This is a genomic window from Methanosalsum zhilinae DSM 4017 (assembly GCF_000217995.1).
Classification (GTDB): Archaea; Halobacteriota; Methanosarcinia; order Methanosarcinales; family Methanosarcinaceae; genus Methanosalsum; species Methanosalsum zhilinae.
Window position 1 is genome coordinate 191,750 of the sequence record NC_015676.1, and the last position, 16,602, is coordinate 208,351.

Genomic DNA, 16,602 nt, shown 5'->3' on the forward strand with positions numbered 1-16,602 from the left:
ATTGCATCCAAAGATCGCAGAGGTCATTGAATATGACGTTTGTACAGCCTGCGGGGCATGCGCAGCCGTATGTCCTGTAAAGGCAGTAAACGTCAATACCAAAGCAGAAATCCGTGACCCCAATGATATGACTCTTTATGTCAAGGGGGCAGCTCCTGAAGTATGTGAAGAATGCTATGCATGCAGCCGGGTGTGTCCGGTTGTACATGGATATCTGGAAGACGAGTTTGCAAATGTAAAGAGATTCTTTGCTGCAAAGAGCGATATTCCAGGTCAGGATGGTGGAGTTACTTCTGCTATTTTAAAATCACTATTTGAGAAAAACGAAATTGACTGTGTGGTTGGAATTTCCAGGGATGAAAACTGGCAGACCGAGCTTATTCTTATGACAAAACCGGAAGATGTGGATAAGACCACTGGTACCAAGTATACCTATGATTCAGTTGTCTCTGCTTTGAGGGAACCCTTTGAAAAATTTGACCGAATAGCTGTTGTGGGTGTTCCATGCCAGATACACGGTTCAAGACTTATTATGGATAATATCAACGACAAAATCGTTCTTCTGGTCGGCCTGTTCTGTATGGAGAGTTTCTACCATGACGTCATGACAGAGGAGATTATACCTGAAAAACTTGGACTAAGCATCTCTGAGGTCATAAAACTGGACTTTGCAAAAGGAAAATTCTGGGCATATACCAGGGATGGTGAGTCTCATAATGTACCTATTCCGGAAATAGCACCTCTTGCAAGGGATCCGTGCCATGCCTGCTGCGATTACACGGCAATCTATGCAGATATCTCTGTAGGTTCTGTGGGAGCACCAGACGGCTGGAACAGTGTACTCATAAGAACTGAGGCCGGTGAAAGGTATTTCGATATGGTCGAAGGTCTTGAAATAATGGAAGATCCAAAACCTGGAATGTCCCTGATCAAGAAACTGACTGATATGAAACATTCAAACAACGTTGAACATTACCTGGAAGTATGTGAGAAATTCTCATTCGAAGATGCAGGTATTTACTGATGGTAGCTGCTATGCATATGAAAAGAGCCTTCTATATTGGCCGTTTTCAGCCATTTCATCTTGGTCATCAGGCAGTACTTGAGATGATTGCAAAGGAAGTGGATGAGGTGGTAATCGGGATTGGCAGTGCACAGAAGAGCCACGAGGTTACAGACCCTTTCACAGCTGGTGAAAGGGTAATGATGATACGTCATGCTCTTGGTGATACTGGAGTACCCCATTATGCCATGCCAATAGAAGATATCCAGCAAAATACTGTTTGGGTTTCATATGTAAGCTCAAGGACCCCACCCTTTGAAATTGTTTTTTCGAACAATCCCCTGGTAATTCAGCTGTTCAGGGAGGCAAACATTGAAGTAAAACAGCCTCCCATGTATTTGCGCAGTCAGTATTCTGGTACAGAGATCAGAAAGAGAATTGTCCATGACATGGAATGGAAACACCTTGTTCCACCTGCAGTTGTAGATGTTATTGAAGAGGTGAATGGTGTTGAGAGACTTAGAAACATTTCTAAAACAGACTATGCATGACCTACAAATAACCTCTCATAATTGTAGATCTGTTTTTCTTAGTACTGTTTCTGGATCAATTCTTTGAAATTGAATTATATTTTTCTACCACACAGTTATTTCTATTATCTTTTTCTATTATTTTTTCAGATACTCTATTTCAAATGCTGGCCTGACTCTGTATCAGATGGTAAGGGGAAAATGCTATATATCTATTTCAACAATATTTGAAATAGAAAGCAGTATTTTATTACATATATAAAGAGGGTTTGAAATGATCAGAACAATACTCTTTCCTGTTGATTTTTCTACAGAGAGTTCAGATGTACTGTCCTGTGCTGGAGAATTGAAGAATGTAGGACTTGAAAAGGTCATCCTTCTGCATGTTGTGGATATCTATAAGGCGCAGGGTCTTGCTCCAATGTTTGAAAGAAATGCAAAGGAGAAGATAGAGGAGTACAGAAAGGTGCTTGAGGAAATGGATATCGATTCCAGTACTCTTGTGGTTCAGGGAGATGTGAAAAAGACGATTGCCAGTGTTGCTGAAGATGAAGGTGTGGACTGTATAATTATGGGTGCAACCACAGGAGGTTTTATCAGGGGACGTCTGATGGGAAGAACAACCGAGTATATTTCCAGAACCTCCAGCAAGATGGTCCTGATCGAAAAATACGATCATTTCAGAGAGGAAGATGAACTCTATATCAAAGCGTGTTCTGCAAAATTCAGTCGTGTACTTCTTCCGATGGACTTTTCAAGAAATTCAAAAAAAGCACTGGACGAGATCGAACATCTCAGTGATATTATTCATGAACTTATTCTGATGCATGTTATTGAACGTGCCAGAAGTCCTGAAGAACTTGAAGAGATAAAGGAAGACGCACTGAAATCCCTTAGGGACCTGGGGCAGAGATTTGAAGATAAGCTTGACGTTGAATATCAGGTAGCTGAAGGAAATCCTTCTGAATCAATTGATCGATTTGCAGAGGAAACGGATGTTACTCTGATAGCTGTGACAACGCACGGCAAAGGCTCATTCAAGGATATTCTGCTTGGCAGCACTGCGGAAAATCTTCTCAGAAGAACCCTGAAACCGGTATTGCTGATTCCTGCAGGTAAGAGGTGATTTAAATGGAAGATGAAAGAGAACTTGATTTTTTCAGCAAGTACCTTTCCATATGGGTTGCAGTGTGTATTGTTCTTGGTACTGCCATTGGATATTTGTTCCCCGTGTTTGCAGATACACTTGGTCAGTATGAGATTGCAAATGTTTCCATACCCATTGCAATTGTTCTGTTGATCATGATGTATCCCATCATGCTAAAGATCAGTTTTGAGGAAATATTGAAGGTAAAGGAGAACAAAAAACCTCTTTATCTGACCGTACTGATCAACTGGGGAATAAAGCCGTTTACAATGACCGCCATTGCCTGGTTATTTATCAGTGTATTCTTTGGTGGGCTTATACCTCTTGATCTCCAGGCAGAATATATAGCCGGCCTGATCATACTGGGACTTGCTCCCTGTACCGCAATGGTACTTGTATGGACACACCTGGCAAACGGAAATATCAATTATGCACTCGTTCAGGTATCTGTAAATGACCTGATAATTCTATTGCTGTTTGCTCCCCTGGGTGCGTTTCTGGTAGGCCAGACAACGGATTTCCCGATACCTGTGATGACAATATTCTATTCTGTGCTATTTTATGTGGCACTGCCTCTTGTTCTTGCAATATTTACCCGTTATTATGTAATACACAAAAAAGGTATTGTATGGTTTGAAAGGAATCTGATGAAGAGGATTGAATGGATTACTCCTGCAGGTCTTCTTGTAACCCTGATCCTGATCTTTACTCTTCAGGGTGAAATGATTCTCAATCATCCCTTGCATATTGCACTGATCGCTGTACCGATAATTGTGCAGACATACTTTATATTCGCTATCAGTTACCTTGGCGCAAGAAAGCTGAAGATTCCATTCTCTGAAGCTGCACCTTCCTCATTCATTGCCCCGAGCAATTTCTTTGAACTGGCAGTAGCTACCACATTGATACTGTTTGGTGCAACTTCAGGTGCAACCCTTGCAACGGTTGTGGGTGTACTGGTGGAGGTACCTGTAATGCTCTCACTTGTCAAGATCATGAAGAAAAATAGGGCAAAATTCCAGTTTGAGGCAGGGGTATGAGAATATGAATGAAAATAATTGTGAATTCAACAGAGTCATGGAAGATGGTTGCTGTTCCAGCTGTATTGTTTCTCCTGATAAATGCACTGATTCAGTATCGAAGCAGTATTTATTGCTGAATCCCTGACAAAAATAGCAGGTTCGATGTCAATAGAATTCAGGTAAGCAGGAAGAGAATTCACATTCTCTTCATTTAGAAAATATTTTTTGTACCGGCATGTAGATTTTTGTTCGCCCCATACAGGGCAAAGGTGACAAAATGGGTTTACTGCATGAGAGCGAACATTTCGCTAAACGAGTTCAGCATGTTCTAAAATACTCTGAAAGAATATAAGGTAAATTTTTTAGCTTTTACATATTAACTTTAAAGCTAACATAGTCTGACAGTTCAGATAATCAGTATCTCATTTAAAAAAATCTTCACTCCAGTCGATATTGCCTGGCCTGAAACCATCCAGATCATCTTCTTTTCCATTTTTGATGGCTTTTATAATGTGGTTTATATATTCTGCGATTTCTTCCGGTCTCATGTATGTGGTATTGACCTCAAAGACACTTTTGCAGTACTGTACGGATTCTGCCAGTATCACATCAAGTGCTTCTGCTTCCACATTCTCTTCGATCTTCTCAGGTGAATAGTTTCGTGTCTGCAACCTCTTTTTGAGAATATCTGGTGATGCACGAAGAACAATTACAGTATCTGTAATATAATGTGACATGTGACTTTCCACTAAAACAGTTTCTCCACACTTTGTGTTCTCATCTATCAGCTCAATCAGGCTGTCGTGTATATGTTCGATATCTGCTATCAGGCAATCGCGTTTTGTATCAACACCGCAGTGCAGTTCTTTTTCCTTTATCAGATCATTGAGGTTTATGATCCGATATCCAAAGGATGTACTGAGTATTCCTGAAACAGTAGTTTTGCCGGTACCAGGTGTACCTGTGATCCCAATCAGCATAATCTGATAAATGTCCTCATTCACTTAATGGTTTTGACTGCCTTACAAGGTCCAAAAAATTTCTGATAACTGTCATGCCATCAGGTGTGAGTATTGATTCAGGATGAAACTGCACTCCGTACACAGCATATTTTCTGTGGGCAATACCCATGATAATTCCATCTTCAGAACGTGCAATTACCTCTATATCGGGAGCAAGGATTTCGATTGCAAGTGAATGATACCTGGCACTGATAAAAGGGTCCTGTATATCTTTGAACAGTGGCGAACCATTATGATTTATTGTACATTCCTTCCCATGTACAGGACCTGCTTTAGAATGTCCGGTTCTGCCTCCAAATGCTGTATTTATTGCCTGATGACCAAGACAGACCCCTAGAATGGGCATCCTGGCGGTAAAGTGCTCAATTATAGGGATACAGTTTCCTGTATCTTCAGGATTTTCAGGGCTTCCAGGTCCTGGTGAGATCACTATAGCATCCGGTTGCATGGACTCTATATCTCTGATAGATACTGTATTTGAGACCACCACTGTCTCAGCATTCAATATTGAAAAATAATCCACCAGATTCCAGACAAAAGAGTCCCTGTTGTTTATGAACAATACTTTCATTGTGCACCTGCCCCAATTGACCTTATCATCGCTGCCATTTTTCTTTCGGTCTCCCTGTATTCATATTCTGGATCTGAATCTGCAACAATACCTGCACCTGCCTGAATGCTTGCAGTACCATTGTTTATGACCACTGTCCTGATAACAATGGCAAAATCAGCATCACCATTCCATGTATAATATCCAGCACCTCCTCCATATACACCCCGGGCCGATTTTTCAAGATCGTCAATTATTTCCATTGCACGTATTTTTGGTGCTCCGGAAAGGGTACCTGCAGGAAAAATTGCCCGTGTCGCATCAAACTGATTACATTCATCCCTCAAAATTCCAGTTACTGTACTTTCAATGTGCTGCACATGTGAATATTTAACAACACTCATCAGATCCTCTACCTTAACAGTTCCACCCTTTGAAACCATTCTCACGTCATTTCTTCCAAGATCCACAAGCATTACATGCTCTGCTCTTTCCTTCTCATCATTTAACATATGGGAGGCATATTTATCATCCTCACTTTCATTCTGGCCCCGGGAACATGTTCCTGCGATTGGATTTGTTATTACCTTTCTGTTATGTACTGTAAGCAGGGTTTCAGGACTGGCTCCTACAATGCTCAGATCCCTGAAGTTTAGCAGATACATGTATGGGCTGGGGTTGATGTTCCTGAGTGCATTGTATAGCTTAAAGGGCTTCTCATCAAAATCGAAGATATATTTTCTTGAGAGAACAACCTGAAATATATCCCCCTCGATTATGTGTTCCTTTGCCATGGTAACTGATTGCCTGAATTCATCGCTGCCCATATTGCATGACAAAGTACTGCTGAGTGCAGGCATGCCCTGTTCAGTCTGGACACTTTGCTCTGCTTCTTTTAGAAGCCTGTACATATCTGCGGCATCGGATAATGCCTGGTCATATACATGCTCAGGATTGGATTTTTCAGTTACAAGAGGAGTGAGGACAATGTATGTCCTGTTCTCCAGATGATCAAATAGAAATGTTTTTCCAGTGAATGCAAACTGCATGTCAGGTATTCCTGAATCATATTTCCTTTTCCGGTCCAGCCAGCAGTCATATACAATATCATAACCATTGTACCCAATTGCTCCTCCAAGAAATGTCTGCCTGTCAAACCTCTGAAAGTTGAGAAAATTTGTATCTTCAGGACCAGGGAATATTGTACCAAGTGCATCCAGTACATCCATTCCATCCCTGATTTTACATTTTTTATCAATATCATCTGAAGGGATACATACTGATTTCATTTTGGAGGTTATATGCATTGCCAGAGGCGAACCTGTTGAATGGCTTGCTGTAACCTGTCTTTCTTTGATGGAGATAACCAGATCCGGGTCTGAACCAACAAAGGAAAATCTTGCATGCCTTTTTTCTTTTTCAACTGATTCAAGCAGATATGAATATTCATGGTCCTGCAACTGCGAGTACAGCTGAAGAGGTGAGGACGCTGTATCCACTGCTGCCATCAGCTGGACAATTGCCGGATAATTTCCGGATTGCCTGACAATCTCTGTAAACTGGTTTTTTGTAAGATCAAATGAGATCATTCAATGCACCGTGCCCCTCTGATAAATAGTTCTATTTTTTCCCTGTCCTTTTCTCCATTGGTCTCAATACCTGATGCAGTATCAACTCCATAGGGTGCAACACAGCGAACTGCCTCTGATATATTGGAAGGGTCAAGTCCTCCTGCAAGTATTACCGGTACCTCTGATTTCTGTACGATTTTTTGGCTGATATCCCATCTATGAACTCTGCCTGTTCCCCCACTTCCTGCAGAAGAGTGTGAATCAAGCAGCACACCGTCGATCAGGCAATTTTGTGTAAAAGAGTTGATCTTTTCTACTATCTTGTCTGTCGCCTGATCAACAGGACCTGCAATTTTTACAGGTATCTGAAATGTTTTGATGATCTGTACATCTGTATTGTCTCTTATTTTTTCTATTTCTCTGGTATTCAGATAGGAATGTAACTGTATCACATCCGGCTGAGCAAACTCGATCATCTCAGTTGCATGCTCTGCGTTTTCAGGCATGATTACCATTACCGACTTAACGAAAAGAGGTACTTTTGAAATAAGGGCTGCTGCAGTTTGAAGATCAACTTTACGTCGTGTTTTTACAGGAACCTCTGTAATGATTCCTACAGCATCAGCTCCAAAACTGGCTGCGGTTTCAATCTCAGCATGAGACTTCATTCCGCATATTTTTACGCGGGGTTGTGCCTGTTTCATTATATTTTCCTCGACTGTGTGAAAAATCTCTAAACTCCCTGAGTTTTTCCATTGCTTTGTTACTATCGATCAGCTCCTGTGCCATTTCAACTCCTTCTCTGACTGAACTAACAGCCCCGGCAACGTACAGTGATGCAGCTGCATTGATCACAACAATATCTCTTTTTGGCCCCTTTTCCCCATTTAATATATACAATATATCTCTGGCATTCTCTTCCGGGGTACCACCAACTATCTCAGGTGCAGTTGCCTTTTTGATCCCCAGTTGCTGTGGGGTTAGTGTATAGGTCCTGATAACGCCGTCATCAAGTTCTGCAGCATATGTATCCGAAATATTGGATATCTCATCCATGCGGTCCCCATGTACCACCATTGCCCTTTTGCATCCAAGTTTCTGGAGTACATGAGCTATTGGCTTGCATAGATTTTTGTCGTATACTCCTATGACCTGTGCCTCTGCACCTGCAGGGTTTGTCAGTGGTCCCAGAATATTGAAAATTGTATGTACTCCCATCTCCTTTCTCAGACCCGCGACTCTTTTCATTGAAGGATGAAACACCGGTGCCAGCATGAACCCTATACCAACCTTTTCTATTGAACATTTCACTGCTTCAGGTGAACAGTCTATTTTGATCCCCAGACTGTTAAGGACATCTGCACTGCCTGATAGTGAGGTAACAGAATGGTTACCGTGTTTTGCAACAGGAACTCCTGCGGCGGCTGTTACTATTGCAGCAGCTGTTGAAACATTGATGGTGTTGTGCAGGTCTCCCCCTGTACCACATGTGTCCACCATGGTACCATTCACATCAGGGTAAATTCTTTTTCCTGCCTTTTTCATACCCATTGCAAACCCTGCGATTTCATCATATGTTGGTCCTTTCATTTTCAGAGCCATCAGGAACGCACCTATCTGAGCGTCAGTAGCACTGCTGAATATCATACTGACAGCCTTTTCAGCTTCTGCTACTGACAGGCTCTGTCCACTGGTTATTTTCTGTATGCATGACCTCATATTATCACCAAATATTATTGCTTATTGTACAAAAATGTACTATACTGTATAATATTTATAGATATTTGAATATACTTATACATTACGGTCAAAATAAAAACTTTCAGATAATCGGACCTGTAAGAAATCAGAGATAAAAAAAAAGTTGTCTCAAATGTGATAAAATCACAGGATTCTCAGTTACTGACTAAGCTGCAAGCCTGCAATTTCGTACAATCTGCTCATATCCAGATTTTCGAATACCATGTCTGCCAGATCCTCATAAGGATCTATGACAGCATTTTGTTCAGGAATGTACTCAAGGCCCTTTTTCCTGTACAGGTACCTTATAAGGGCATTTCTGATATTCTCATTCTCGAACAACCCATGAAAATATGTACCAAAGATCAGGCCTGTGCTGTCAATACATCCATCATCCTCAAATACAAAATCCTTTGATGTGGAATTACCCATATGTATCTCATAGCCTGATACTGCCTCTCCTTTTATAGGATCAAATATTTCTCCGCCTGCAGTGATCGCTTTTGTAACCTGAACTGTCTTTTTCTTATATAGCTTGAAAGTAGTTTCAATGTCAAGAAGCCCCAGGCCTTCATATTCGCGGTTCTCTCCGCCTTCTACTCCGGAATCATATATTATTTTTCCCAGCATCTGGTATCCCCCGCAGATGCCTATGATCGGACCTTTACCACTGAACTTTTTGATCTGGTTGTATAGCCTGCTCTTTTTCAGATCGCAAAGATCACTTATGGTGTTTTTTGTTCCAGGTAAGATGACTGCATCCGGTGTACCAAGATCCTCATCAAGGTCCACATATCTAATATGGGCCAGGTTCTCAAGGGGCTCGAAATCAGTGAAGTTGGATATTCTTGGAAAACGGATTACTGCAATTTCAATATCATGGTCAGAAGGTGTGCTGCCAGCCTTATCATCGATTGAGACCGAGTCTTCAGACGGAATCCCGAGTTTAGAATAGGGCAGAACTCCAAGTACAGGAATCCCTGTCTTTTCTTCAAGCTGCCTTAGCCCGGGTTCAAGGATAGCAATATCTCCCCTGAACTTGTTGATAATGAATCCCTTAACATTTGCGCGAACATCGTCTGGCAGAAGTTCCAGTGTTCCATAAAGGCTTGCAAACACCCCTCCCCTTTCAATATCTCCCACAAGAATAATGGGTGCATCTGTCAGCCGGGCGGTTCCGATATTAACGATATCCCTGTCATAAAGATTGATTTCAGCAGCTCCTCCTGCCCCTTCCATTACAATAATCTCATACTCTTCACCCAGACGTCTGAGTGCACCTTCAAGTATCTCATGCATTGTGTGTATGGAATCATAATATTCACCTGCTGCCTTGTCTGCATAGGGCTCTCCAAGTATGATCACCTGAGATTGCCTGTCCCCTTTAGGTTTTAGAAGGACGGGATTCATGTCAGCAGTGGGCTCAACACCTGCAGCTTTTGCCTGAATAGCCTGAGCAATTCCTATTTCTTTACCATCAGCTGTAATCCATGAATTGAGACTCATATTCTGGGCTTTAAAAGGCGCAACTCTGTATTCCTTTGAAAGAATCCTGCAGATAGCGGTTACTATTGCACTTTTTCCTACATGCGAAGCAGTCCCCAATATCAGCAGATACCCGGGTTTTGTTTTTGTAATCATTCAGGACAACTCCAAGTAATAAGTTTTATCAGGAAACAATTCTATGTAATTAAAAACTTACTGAAACAAATTATGTTTAGTTAACTACAATTTACTTAATCTGGGTGAAAGATTGTCAGATCTACTACATATAAGCGGCGGCCCGACAAAGCCGGAGATTATCGCAATATCCCTGTCCAAGCTGGAACTTGCTGAAGGATCCACATTTGTTGATGTGGGATGCGGCACAGGTGCAGTTTCAATAGCTGCTTCAAGACAGGTACGCAACCTAAAGATATATGCCATCGATGCAAGAGATGAGGCTATCCGGGTTGCAGGTGAGAACTTCAAAAATACTGGTACCAATGCCAGTCTGATACATGGCGAAGTATCAAAGGTTTTAAGTCAACAGAAGGATATTGATACAATCGACTGTGCATTTATTGGTGGAACCAGAAATATTCAGCAGGTACTTGAGATACTTTTGCACAAAGGTGCAAAGAACATCGTGGTAAATGCAGTAAGAATCGAGACTGTTGTAAGGACCATGAACAGGATGCAAGAACTTGGAATATTTGATGAGGTATTGCACGTGGCGGTATCACGTGGAAAATCAATTACAGGAGAAACAATGTTTCAGCCTGAGAATCCTGTATATATTATTGTAGGCAGGTCTGGCTGAAGATTATAGTTGATATAACGGAGATTAAAAATGCTTATAGGAGTAGGACTTGGACCAGGAGATCCACAGCTTTTGACATTGAAAGCCATTGAAACACTGAAAAATAGTGACAAGGTATATGTACCCGGCAGAATGGCCGCGGAACTGGTTGAACCATATGCTGATGCTGAAATTCTGGACTTTCCAATGATCAGGGACTATGATACTCTCAATGATATATGGAAAAAAAACGCAGATCAGATCGCAGATCATGCAAAAAGATCAATGGTGTCTTTTGGACTGATCGGGGATCCGAATTTTTTCTCGACATTCACACATCTTAAAAGGGTGATGAACAGATACTATCCTGATGTTGAGGTGGAAACTGTACCGGGAATAAGTTCTATTACCTCCTTTGCTTCAAGAACAGGCTCTGAAATCGATTCTTCCTTTGAGGTAACGGATGGGAGCCAGGTCAGCTATAAGATAGCTCTAAAGGCCCGCCATCCCCGGGAACTTATGGATAAGTTCTCTGAAGAAGGTTACAATGAGTTCGTTTTTGCAGAAAGACTGTTCTCAGAGAAGGAAACAATAATAACAAACATTGCAGACATTCCTGAAAAGGGCAATTATTTCAGTATCCTCTATGCAGGAAAAAAATGATAACAGGTGTAATCATATGACTGATAGGAAAGTATATTTTGTTGGTGCAGGCCCGGGTGATCCAAAACTGATAACTGTTAGGGGTAAGGAACTTCTCGAAAATGCTGATCTGGTTGTGTATGCAGGTTCCCTGATCAATCCTATAGTTCTTGACTACTCAGATGGAAAAAAGGTTGATAGTTATGGCCTGACACTGGATGAGATCACTGAAATGATGGCAGAAAGTGTCAATGAAGGCAAGATGGTTGTACGCCTTCACAGTGGAGATCCGTCTCTGTATGGTTCCATAGTGGAGCAGATGGAGGAACTGAAGAAGTATGAGATTGAGGTTGAAAGGGTTCCAGGTGTTTCTTCCATATTTGCATCAGCTGCAGCTTTGAATACTCAGCTGACACTCAATGGTGTATCTGATTCTCTGATAATAACCAGGCCTGCAGGAAAAACGCTTGAACAGGACCTGATTGCCGAATTTTCACGCCTGAATTCTACTATGGCAGTGTTTCTGGGTACCCAGAAAATAGAGCAGATCATGAACAAGGTTGAGTGTCCAAAAGATACACCTGTGGCTGTCATCTACCATGCATCATGGGATGATGAAAAGGTCATAAGGGGTACAGTTGAGGATATTGCTGATAGGGTTAAGGAAGCAGGTATCAAACGTTCAGCTATGATAATCATAGGTGGTGTGGTTGATCCTAAAAATTACAGGAGGTCGCACCTATACGGAGTTGCGCAGGATCCGCTGTAATCACTTTTGAGCGGAATCTGGAAGCTGCCAGAAAGGTGGCTGATCACCTGGGTGCTGATATCCTGGTATATAAAAAAGGCATTTTCAGGTCAGCATTTGAGAATTATCATTCAATTATAGCTCTGTTTGCCACAGGGATAGTGGTCAGGGAAATTGCTCCACTTATCACTGATAAGTGGGAGGATCCGGCAGTTATTGTCATGGATTCTAACCTGAACTTTGCCATACCTCTCCTTGGCGGTCATCATGGTGCAAATGAAATAGTGCGCAGACTCTGCGAACTTGGGTGTATTCCGGTGATCACAACAGCAACAGAGGTACATGGCAAGCAGTCGGTAGAGGGCGTTGCCCGGGCTCTTGGATGCGAGATCATTAATAGGGACTCAACACGGGCAGTAAACTGTGCTTTTCTTGACCAGGATGTCGAAGTGCTGGAGATAAGCGGTCCCAGAGTAGTCATTGTTGATGATGATGTATCTGTGCTAAAGCGCAGGAAGGAATGAAATGGATAGTGATTAATGATATGCTGGTCGTAGGTGTAGGTGCAAGAAAAGGTATTGATTCGGCTGAAGCAGTTGATGCAATTAGCCGGGCACTTGATGAAGCAGACTGCAGTATGCAGGATGTGCGGTTTCTGGCATCTGCAAAATTGAAGGAGAATGAAAGCGGACTACTGGAAGCAGCCCGGATACTTGATATTGAAATCAGGTTCCTTCCGCATGAGCTGCTCAACAGCTACATTACACCATCCCCCTCCCAGGCACAGCGCTTTGGTCTGACAGGTGTTGCAGAACCTGCTGCACTTGCACTTTCTGAGAATAAGAGATTGATATTTAAAAAAAAGTTTATGGAAGGATTACAGTTGCAATCGCAGAATAATGTAAGCACAAAAAAAGGAAGACTGTATATAGTAGGTATAGGCCCAGGCTCCACGGATCACATGACAGTTAAGGCGTGTGAGGTTCTCAGAAGGTCTGATTATGTGATCGGAAACGGGACCTATCTTGACCAGATAGCGGATCTGCTGGACAAACAGGAGATTATTCGCAGTTCAATGGGCAAGGAAGTGGACAGGGCCAGCCAGGCAGTTGAACTCTCACAGGAGGGTGAGGTATCCATCATCAGTGGAGGCGATGCGAATGTATATGGTATGGCAGGTCTTGTTCTGGAAGTTGCAGAGCATACAGGTCTTGATGTTGAGATTGAGGTTGTACCAGGGGTTACGGCAATAACAGCTGCTGCAAGTATCCTGGGAGCACCTATTGTAAATGACTTTGCTGTCATCAGCCTGAGCGATCTGCTCACACCCTGGGAGATGATCGAAAAAAGGCTGGAAGCAGCAGCATCCACAGACTTTGTGATTTCTCTTTACAATCCAAAGAGCCGCCAGAGAAGATCGAATTTCAGCAGGGCAATTGATATAATTAAAAAACACCGGGCTGATTCGGTTCCTGTAGGTCTTGTAAAAAATGCACTCAGAGGCCAGGATGAGGATTGTGTTGTCACCACCCTGGGAGAGGTGCTCAAATATAATGAATGGGTGGATATGAGCACAACCATACTTGTTACAAACAGCGAGTCCAGGATATGGGAAAATAACAGTACCAAAAGAATAATTACTCCAAGGGGGTATCATCGTAAATATGACTACTGAAAAAAGCAATAAAATTCCGGTTGATGAACTTGGCGATCTTGTCCAGTTCACCACAGATATTGATCAGGAACTGGTTGAAAAATGCAGGGACCTTGGTGCACATACACAGGAAGCAAAGGCCATTTCCATGACCAGCAGAAACATTGCCCGCCTCATTGTAGGTGACAGGACCCAGGAAGACCGTATACGTCAGAGGTGTATGATCGCAACCGGTGATCCAGGTGTAGCTTATCTGATGCAGTTTAAGGATAATCCGATCCAGGCAGGTATCGAAGCTATCAGGAATGGGGCACCCATATTTGTTGATATCAATATGGTAAAGACCGGAATAAGCAAGAGAGGCCATACAAGTGAAGTAATCTGTGTTCTGGATAAGGACCCTGATGCTGAACTTGCCCATAAGTACGGAATAACCCGCACCTCTGCAGGTTTTCTTGCATGCAGGGACCAGCTGAACGGATCAATAATTGCCATAGGGAATGCACCATCAGCTGCCCTTACAGTCTGCAGACTCATAGAACACGGTGTCAGGCCTGCTCTTGTTGTAGGTACTCCGGTAGGGTTTGTGAATGCAGCCGAATCCAAGGAAATGGTCCGGAAGATGGATGTGCCGTCAATAACCTGTGTGGGAACCCGGGGAGGAACTCCAATAGCTGTTGCCTGTGTCAATGAACTGATCGCAATGTCCAATGAAGAGGATTCTGTATAATCTAAGATAATTCAGTAGAATCCCTACTTTTTTTAAAAAAGATATGCACTCATCATCCAGAGACCTACCGCGATGAGAACGATTCCTGCAGCCATTTTAAGATGACGGGTAAGATGTGTTATTTTTCCAAGTTTTGCAGATGTGATATTTGCTGAATATGCTATTACAAGCACTGGAATCGAAAATCCCAGAGAGTATATGGAAAGAATAGCTATACCATTAAAGATATTGCCCTCAACAGCAACCATTGTAAGAATCGCACCCAGGATAGGACCTGTACATGGAATCCATAATATTCCCAGAGAAATTCCAAGTATCAAAGCTCCTGAGACCCCTCCTTTTCCGGTAACCTGAAAGGGGAGTCTGGAAAAGATGTTGAAGAGATGAAAATTTTCTACCAGAAGTGATATGCCCAGTACCAGAATGATGAGTGAGGCAGCTATTCTTAGATAATCTATGTATCCTGCAAGGAGACTGCCAAAAGCAGAACTCAGGATACCCATTGCTATAAATGATATTGACAGTCCAATAACAATAGCAACAGGCCGGTACTTACCGCTGTCTGCCGAATAGGCAAGAATGGGCGGAATGAGTGGAAGGATGCATGGTGAAATAACACTCAATATCCCTGCCAGAAATACGGCAAACGGGCCAAAAGATAGCTGTTCGAACATAATATACCCGGGTGCTTATGGACTGGATCAGATACTATAAGATTGTGGTAATATGTTAGTTATCTGCATATTCATTTTTTCTGATTGATATAGCAGACTGGATTCTCGTGTCAATAGCCTGGTAAGGTGCATATCCTCTCAGTTTTGCTTCTTCGGGATCACTGGTAGGTCCCGCATCCCCCATATAAACATATTCTCCATTCCCACCTTCAATGATTACAAGTGTTTCAGGTACTCTGAATACGTCAAAGGCCCTGGCAATTTCACGATTCTGATCAATATCGATATATATTACAGATGCACTGTCCCGATATTCCTCTGAAAGCGTTTCAATAACAGGCTTCTGTTCCTGGCATGCAGGACACCACTCTGCTCCGAATGTGATTGAAAGGGTCCCCTGCTCCAGCATGGAATCAATTTCAGAGTATACGCTCTGATCAGCCTGTTCCTCAACACATCCCCCGGTTGATACAGAAATTATTGTGGTCAGTAATACCACAATACATATCTTGAGCACCCTTTTAATTCGGTTCACAGATCATTGCTCCTATAGCAGGATTATTTTCGTTCTGCACTCCATCTGAGAACAATTCCTGCATCCATTATTTCAGCAGATTCCAGCCTGAAACTTTTCAGTTCATCCTGATTAAACCCGGCACCATCAACAGGTGTGGGAGCACCCGTGCCACCAATGACCATGTTGCCAATAAATGTATATATTTCGTCAACAAGATCCTTTGATATCAGACCCCAGTTCAGGGTAGCACCCCCTTCTACCATCAGGCGCTTTATTCCCATATCATGAAGCTTTAATGCAAGCTTTTGAAGATCCACCTTTTTTTCACCTGCAGTAATTATGGTTGCCTTTTCCTGCAATGCCTGAACCCTGAAGGAAGGAGCAGACCGGGAAGTTGCTATTATAATCTGTCCCTGGCCCTTTTTGAATATATCAGAGGTTAGAGGTGTTCTGGCAAGACTGTCCACAATGATCCTGACAGGGGTTTCTTCAAAACCCTTTTCCACTCTCTCATCCCTTAGTATCTTTGATTTGACGGTCAGACTTGGATCATCAGCCAGGACAGTTCCTATGCCCACCATTATCGCATCACTTCCTGAGCGAAGGCTATCCATTCGCATGAAATCATCGTGTCCGGATATCTTTACCTGGTGCCTTTGTTTTGTTGAGATCTTACCATCAAGTGACATTGCACAGTTGATGAATGTGAATGGTCTTTGCATGTTTACACCTTCTGCACTGGGCATCATCTGTTTTGCAGAGGATCTGTCT

The 16,602-nt window shown here is 42.4% G+C and carries 19 protein-coding genes and 1 pseudogene; 11 read left to right on the top strand and 9 right to left on the bottom strand.

Features of this window, described 5'->3' with window-relative positions; all coding sequences use genetic code 11:
- The first annotated feature begins 1 nt into the window (after position 1).
- From fpoF to arsB, 4 genes are all read left to right on the top strand, one after another.
- The gene (gene fpoF, locus MZHIL_RS00885; protein WP_013897488.1) at positions 2–1,024 is read left to right on the top strand and encodes a F420H2 dehydrogenase subunit FpoF; all 1,023 of its coding nucleotides are present in this window, start codon (positions 2–4) and stop codon (positions 1,022–1,024) included.
- Positions 1,024–1,554: a nicotinamide-nucleotide adenylyltransferase gene (locus MZHIL_RS00890; protein WP_013897489.1), complete on the top strand. Its 531-nt coding sequence runs from the start codon at positions 1,024–1,026 to the stop codon at positions 1,552–1,554. Before fpoF ends, MZHIL_RS00890 begins: the two co-directional genes overlap by 1 nt.
- A gap of 253 nt (positions 1,555–1,807) precedes the next feature.
- Entirely contained in the window at positions 1,808–2,659 is an 852-nt protein-coding gene (locus MZHIL_RS00895; RefSeq protein ID WP_013897490.1) for a universal stress protein, read from the top strand.
- A 5-nt stretch (positions 2,660–2,664) separates the two neighbouring features.
- The gene (gene arsB, locus MZHIL_RS00900) at positions 2,665–3,720 is read left to right on the top strand and encodes an ACR3 family arsenite efflux transporter (RefSeq protein ID WP_013897491.1); all 1,056 of its coding nucleotides are present in this window, start codon (positions 2,665–2,667) and stop codon (positions 3,718–3,720) included.
- Between the two features lie 404 nt (positions 3,721–4,124).
- Here the strand turns inward: arsB and MZHIL_RS00905 are convergent, their stop codons facing one another.
- The 6 genes from MZHIL_RS00905 to MZHIL_RS00930 all read right to left on the bottom strand — a co-directional run bounded on the left by MZHIL_RS00905 (position 4,125) and on the right by MZHIL_RS00930 (position 10,226).
- Positions 4,125–4,682 (bottom strand): adenylate kinase family protein, encoded by a 558-nt coding sequence (locus tag MZHIL_RS00905; RefSeq protein ID WP_013897492.1) that lies wholly within the window; start codon positions 4,680–4,682, stop codon positions 4,125–4,127.
- Between the two features lie 16 nt (positions 4,683–4,698).
- Positions 4,699–5,295, bottom strand: coding sequence for an anthranilate synthase component II (locus MZHIL_RS00910; protein WP_013897493.1), 597 nt, complete (start codon positions 5,293–5,295; stop codon positions 4,699–4,701).
- Positions 5,292–6,863: an anthranilate synthase component I gene (gene trpE, locus MZHIL_RS00915; protein ID WP_013897494.1), complete on the bottom strand. Its 1,572-nt coding sequence runs from the start codon at positions 6,861–6,863 to the stop codon at positions 5,292–5,294. The genes MZHIL_RS00910 and trpE overlap by 4 nt, the downstream gene beginning before the upstream one ends.
- The gene (locus tag MZHIL_RS00920; protein ID WP_013897495.1) at positions 6,860–7,549 is read right to left on the bottom strand and encodes a phosphoribosylanthranilate isomerase; all 690 of its coding nucleotides are present in this window, start codon (positions 7,547–7,549) and stop codon (positions 6,860–6,862) included. Before MZHIL_RS00920 ends, trpE begins: the two co-directional genes overlap by 4 nt.
- Positions 7,497–8,564: an anthranilate phosphoribosyltransferase gene (gene trpD, locus MZHIL_RS00925; RefSeq protein WP_013897496.1), complete on the bottom strand. Its 1,068-nt coding sequence runs from the start codon at positions 8,562–8,564 to the stop codon at positions 7,497–7,499. The genes MZHIL_RS00920 and trpD overlap by 53 nt, the downstream gene beginning before the upstream one ends.
- Before the next feature lie 180 nt (positions 8,565–8,744).
- Positions 8,745–10,226, bottom strand: a complete 1,482-nt coding sequence (locus MZHIL_RS00930; RefSeq protein ID WP_013897497.1) for a cobyric acid synthase — start codon at positions 10,224–10,226, stop codon at positions 8,745–8,747.
- Between the two features lie 112 nt (positions 10,227–10,338).
- Here MZHIL_RS00930 and cbiT point away from each other — a divergent pair, with 112 nt between their 5' ends.
- The 7 genes and pseudogenes from cbiT (at position 10,339) to MZHIL_RS00960 (ending at position 14,640) form a co-directional block, all read left to right on the top strand.
- Positions 10,339–10,887: a precorrin-6Y C5,15-methyltransferase (decarboxylating) subunit CbiT gene (cbiT, locus tag MZHIL_RS00935; protein WP_013897498.1), complete on the top strand. Its 549-nt coding sequence runs from the start codon at positions 10,339–10,341 to the stop codon at positions 10,885–10,887.
- A gap of 30 nt (positions 10,888–10,917) precedes the next feature.
- Positions 10,918–11,529: a cobalt-factor II C(20)-methyltransferase gene (locus MZHIL_RS00940; protein WP_013897499.1), complete on the top strand. Its 612-nt coding sequence runs from the start codon at positions 10,918–10,920 to the stop codon at positions 11,527–11,529.
- A 16-nt stretch (positions 11,530–11,545) separates the two neighbouring features.
- Positions 11,546–12,277, top strand: a complete 732-nt coding sequence (cobM, locus tag MZHIL_RS00945; RefSeq protein WP_013897500.1) for a precorrin-4 C(11)-methyltransferase — start codon at positions 11,546–11,548, stop codon at positions 12,275–12,277.
- Positions 12,278–12,312: 35 nt separating this feature from the next.
- Positions 12,313–12,780 (top strand): cobalamin biosynthesis protein CbiG, encoded by a 468-nt coding sequence (locus MZHIL_RS00950; protein ID WP_245527549.1) that lies wholly within the window; start codon positions 12,313–12,315, stop codon positions 12,778–12,780.
- A gap of 20 nt (positions 12,781–12,800) precedes the next feature.
- Positions 12,801–13,061, top strand: a pseudogene (locus tag MZHIL_RS10660) (cobalamin biosynthesis protein); the annotation flags it as partial.
- A gap of 63 nt (positions 13,062–13,124) precedes the next feature.
- Positions 13,125–13,931, top strand: a complete 807-nt coding sequence (gene cobJ, locus MZHIL_RS00955) for a precorrin-3B C(17)-methyltransferase (protein WP_013897501.1) — start codon at positions 13,125–13,127, stop codon at positions 13,929–13,931.
- Complete coding sequence (locus tag MZHIL_RS00960) at positions 13,921–14,640, top strand: precorrin-8X methylmutase (protein WP_013897502.1); 720 nt, start codon at positions 13,921–13,923, stop codon at positions 14,638–14,640. The genes cobJ and MZHIL_RS00960 overlap by 11 nt, the downstream gene beginning before the upstream one ends.
- Before the next feature lie 32 nt (positions 14,641–14,672).
- On the opposite strand, the gene MZHIL_RS00965 is transcribed toward MZHIL_RS00960, so the two are convergent.
- The 3 genes from MZHIL_RS00965 to MZHIL_RS00975 are packed head-to-tail and all read right to left on the bottom strand — an operon-like array spanning position 14,673 to position 16,553.
- Positions 14,673–15,314, bottom strand: a complete 642-nt coding sequence (locus tag MZHIL_RS00965) for a cytochrome c biogenesis CcdA family protein (RefSeq protein ID WP_013897503.1) — start codon at positions 15,312–15,314, stop codon at positions 14,673–14,675.
- Between the two features lie 55 nt (positions 15,315–15,369).
- Positions 15,370–15,849, bottom strand: a complete 480-nt coding sequence (locus MZHIL_RS00970; protein ID WP_013897504.1) for a thioredoxin family protein — start codon at positions 15,847–15,849, stop codon at positions 15,370–15,372.
- Between the two features lie 23 nt (positions 15,850–15,872).
- Positions 15,873–16,553 (bottom strand): 2,5-diamino-6-(ribosylamino)-4(3H)-pyrimidinone 5'-phosphate reductase, encoded by a 681-nt coding sequence (locus MZHIL_RS00975; protein WP_013897505.1) that lies wholly within the window; start codon positions 16,551–16,553, stop codon positions 15,873–15,875.
- Positions 16,554–16,602 lie beyond the last annotated feature (49 nt).

Coding starts and splice junctions, on each gene's coding strand:
- MZHIL_RS00960 (WP_013897502.1), top strand. CDS start 13,921: ATGACTACTGAAAAAAGCAATAAAATTCCGGTTGATGAACTTGGCGAT.
- MZHIL_RS00975 (WP_013897505.1), bottom strand. CDS start 16,553: ATGCAAAGACCATTCACATTCATCAACTGTGCAATGTCACTTGATGGT.
- cobJ (WP_013897501.1), top strand. CDS start 13,125: ATGGAAGGATTACAGTTGCAATCGCAGAATAATGTAAGCACAAAAAAA.
- MZHIL_RS00930 (WP_013897497.1), bottom strand. CDS start 10,226: ATGATTACAAAAACAAAACCCGGGTATCTGCTGATATTGGGGACTGCT.
- trpE (WP_013897494.1), bottom strand. CDS start 6,863: ATGATCTCATTTGATCTTACAAAAAACCAGTTTACAGAGATTGTCAGG.
- arsB (WP_013897491.1), top strand. CDS start 2,665: ATGGAAGATGAAAGAGAACTTGATTTTTTCAGCAAGTACCTTTCCATA.
- MZHIL_RS00895 (WP_013897490.1), top strand. CDS start 1,808: ATGATCAGAACAATACTCTTTCCTGTTGATTTTTCTACAGAGAGTTCA.
- cobM (WP_013897500.1), top strand. CDS start 11,546: ATGACTGATAGGAAAGTATATTTTGTTGGTGCAGGCCCGGGTGATCCA.
- MZHIL_RS00910 (WP_013897493.1), bottom strand. CDS start 5,295: ATGAAAGTATTGTTCATAAACAACAGGGACTCTTTTGTCTGGAATCTG.
- trpD (WP_013897496.1), bottom strand. CDS start 8,564: ATGAGGTCATGCATACAGAAAATAACCAGTGGACAGAGCCTGTCAGTA.
- MZHIL_RS00940 (WP_013897499.1), top strand. CDS start 10,918: ATGCTTATAGGAGTAGGACTTGGACCAGGAGATCCACAGCTTTTGACA.
- MZHIL_RS00920 (WP_013897495.1), bottom strand. CDS start 7,549: ATGAAACAGGCACAACCCCGCGTAAAAATATGCGGAATGAAGTCTCAT.
- MZHIL_RS00965 (WP_013897503.1), bottom strand. CDS start 15,314: ATGTTCGAACAGCTATCTTTTGGCCCGTTTGCCGTATTTCTGGCAGGG.
- MZHIL_RS00905 (WP_013897492.1), bottom strand. CDS start 4,682: ATGCTGATTGGGATCACAGGTACACCTGGTACCGGCAAAACTACTGTT.
- MZHIL_RS00890 (WP_013897489.1), top strand. CDS start 1,024: ATGGTAGCTGCTATGCATATGAAAAGAGCCTTCTATATTGGCCGTTTT.